Raw genomic sequence first — 3266 nt, 5'->3', positions numbered from 1 at the left:
AAAGAAAAGATTCTGTGTTGTAAAACAAATTTTTTTAGTTTTATTTAGTGATAAATTGTGTAAAATGACTTTAAATTGTACTTTTGCGTAACTCAATGAAAAGAACAGTACAAATATCATCTCAAGTTACGCCGCCTTGATCTTAGGCTAAACTGTTTTATTTTCCCAATTTTAATTTATTGGCTTTTTTATCGTACCCGAAGATTTTACTTCAGTGTACCCACTTTTTATTCAAATTTTACATATTTAAACATAATTTTTTATGGAGAAAATTATCAATTTGTTTGATTTCAAACAGAAAATTAATTACAAGAATGAAATTCTTGCAGGTCTTGCAGTTGCCATGACCATGATACCAGAGTCTTTATCGTTTGCTATTTTAGCGGGGCTATCGCCATTGACAGGTCTTTATGCAGCCTTTTTAATGGGTATTGTAACCGCAATTCTAGGGGGCAGACCTGGAATGGTTTCCGGAGGCGCCGGAGCGACTGTTGTTGTACTTATTGCACTGGCAGCATCACATGGGGTGGAATATCTTTTTGCTGCCGTTATAATGGCAGGTCTTATGCAATTTTTAGTAGGAATTTTTAAACTTGGTAAATTTGTACGCCTGATCCCGCAACCGGTAATGTACGGTTTTTTAAATGGTCTTGCAGTAATCATTTTCATGGCACAGGTAGCACAATTTAAAGTAGTAGAAAACGGAATAGAAGGTTGGATGCAGGGTTCTGCCCTCTATTTAATGGCGGGATTGACGTTGTTAACCATAGCAATTGTATTTATATTACCAAAATTTACAAAGGCGGTTCCTGCATCGTTAGTAGCGATAATTGTTGTATTCGGTATCGTATATTTTTTCGGTATTGATACTAAAAAAGTAATTGATATAGCTTCAGTAGGTGGTTCACTGCCATCATTTCATATTCCAGAAATACCGTTTAATCTGGAAACCCTGAAAATTATTTTCCCCTACGCCTTAGTAATGGCAGGTGTTGGGTTGATTGAAAGTCTGTTAACGCTTAATATGGTTGATGAAATAACTAGTACAAAAGGACAATCTAACCGTGAGGCTGCCGCACAGGGCATAGCCAATATCACCAACGGTTTCTTCGGAGGAATGGGTGGATGTGCAATGGTTGCCCAGACTTTAGTGAATATCGGAGCTGGAGGGAGAGCCAGACTTTCTGCAATAGTTGCATCTATAGCAATCTTATTGATCATTCTGGTTGCAGGTCCTGTAATAGAACAAATTCCAATGGCGGCATTAGTCGGGGTTATGATGATGGTAGCTATAGGCACATTTGAGTGGGTCAGCTTTCGAATTATTAATAAAATGCCTCGACACGACATTTTTATTGGTATGCTGGTAGCAGTTATAACTGTACTATTACACAACTTAGCTTTAGCCGTTTTGATAGGTGTAGTTATTTCAGCTCTTGTATTTGCCTGGGAAAGTGCCAAACGAATACGTGCAAGAAAGTATGTAGATGAAGATGGTGTAAAGCATTACGAAATTTTTGGACCGCTGTTCTTTGGTTCTACTGCCGCATTTATTGAAAAATTTGACGTACTAAATGATCCGAATGAAGTTGTAATTGATTTTAAGGAAAGTAAAGTAGTTGATATGTCTGCTATTGAAGCTTTAAATAAAATTACGGAGAAGTATCACAAGGAAGGTAAAAAACTACATTTACGACATTTAAGCCAAGATTGCAGACAGTTACTGAAAAATGCTGAAACAGTTATAGATGTGAATATTATCGAAGATCCTACCTACAAAGTAATGACTAATAAGTAACATTGGTCTATTTAAGTTTACATCGAAAGCTATCAGATTTTTTCTATGGTTTTCGATGTTTTTTTATGCATTTCAGCCTTTTACTTTTAAACTAAGTTTAAATATTAGATTTAAATAAACCCAAAAATGGTTCGGGGGTTATAAGCTAAAGCCAACCTCTTAAACAAATTATCGATAGAGAATTAAGCTTCTCTTTATTTACATCGCTACTTCCTGAAACGGAATGATTTGATGTTGGTGTTCTGAATTATAATAAGAATTGTTTTTCCATAATATAAAAGTCAATTCTAGCAGTTTTCTTTGGATGGCAACTATAGCCTTCATTTTGATACCATGCCTTGAAACCATTCTTAAGAAAATATCTCTGAACCTTTCATCAGTCCTAATTGCAGCTAATGCTGGAAAGTGCATTACCTTTCTTAAATTCCTATTACCCCGCTTGGAAATTCGAGGTTTGGATTTCACTGAAGTTCCAGATGTCTTTTCTCTTACATCTAATCCTGCATAACTAACCAACTGTCTTTTATTCTTTATTAACTCGAATCCGTTGGTTTCGGCGATAATGGTTACAGCAGTCAGATTTCCAATGCCAGGAATTGAAGATACTATTTTCATCTTTTCTACTAGAGCTTGATCTCCTTTGATAAGGATAGCAATTTCTTCTCTTATCTGCTTTTCCTGCAAATCAATAAGAGCTATTCTTTTTTTAGTTCGTTTAACTGAGCTTTCACTTGAAGTTGCAGAAGTACGTTCTGCGTGCAGTTGATTTTTCAACATTGTACGCTCATGTACAAGCTGCTCACGTTCCCGACAAAGCTGTCTCAAATCATTAAATATTTTTAAAGGAGGTTGCCATAGTTCCAATTGCCTTTCCAAACCAAATCTAGCAATCGCTTGTGAAGCGCTCTTGTCAGTAATGGTTTTTATGTCAAGTGTTTTTGCATAATTACTGATCTTGTTTGGCAAAACGATGCTGACTTGTTTTTGAATACTGTAAAGATAGTACGCTAAGGATTCATGGTAAACTCCTGTTGCTTCCATTACGTACCGTACTTCTGTTGTAGTTGATGTCTGTTTATTTACCCACGATACAAGACTTGAAAACCCTTTTTTAGTATTGGGAAATACTTTGTAGCCATAGACTTCTATGCTGATCTGTTCATCCATTCTACCAAGCGATACAACTAATTCATTTTGTGCAACATCAATTCCTACTGTCTGCTTTAATAATACCTTCATCTTATATGGTTTAGGTAAGTGATAACCTTCCTTCATCTTTTCTCCTGACTGGATATACTGGCTATTAGACTCATAATAATGAGTAAATTCCTTACATTCTGTTCAGATTCTAAAAGGTTAAAGAAGAGGAGGCAGTCTCTTTTCTTGAATATACCATAAGGCTATTTAAAGCAAAATCTGCTCTCGCCCTTCTTCACTTAGATTATATTATACAAACATAGGAGAAGCA

Annotated in this window: 2 protein-coding genes; one reads left to right on the top strand and one right to left on the bottom strand. The window is 35.7% G+C overall.

Translation table 11 applies throughout. The features are described from left to right. Window positions 1-262 precede the first annotated feature (262 nt). Window positions 263-1798 (top strand): SulP family inorganic anion transporter, encoded by a 1536-nt coding sequence (locus BUC29_RS21035; protein WP_073418541.1) that lies wholly within the window; start codon window positions 263-265, stop codon window positions 1796-1798. 198 nt (window positions 1799-1996) lie between these two features. Here the strand turns inward: BUC29_RS21035 and BUC29_RS21030 are convergent, their stop codons facing one another. Continuing rightward, complete coding sequence (locus BUC29_RS21030; protein ID WP_073418542.1) at window positions 1997-3037, bottom strand: IS110 family RNA-guided transposase; 1041 nt, start codon at window positions 3035-3037, stop codon at window positions 1997-1999. Between the last annotated feature and the right edge of the window lie 229 nt (window positions 3038-3266).

The organism is Flavobacterium defluvii (genome assembly GCF_900129555.1).
Lineage (GTDB): Bacteria > Bacteroidota > Bacteroidia > Flavobacteriales > Flavobacteriaceae > Flavobacterium > Flavobacterium defluvii.
Note: the sequence above shows the minus strand (reverse complement) of the source record. Positions and strands in the feature narration are given on the sequence as shown.

Excerpts from the sequence above, each read along its gene's own strand:
- BUC29_RS21030 (WP_073418542.1), bottom strand. The coding sequence starts at position 3,037 with ATGAAGGTATTATTAAAGCAGACAGTAGGAATTGATGTTGCACAAAAT.
- BUC29_RS21035 (WP_073418541.1), top strand. The coding sequence starts at position 263 with ATGGAGAAAATTATCAATTTGTTTGATTTCAAACAGAAAATTAATTAC.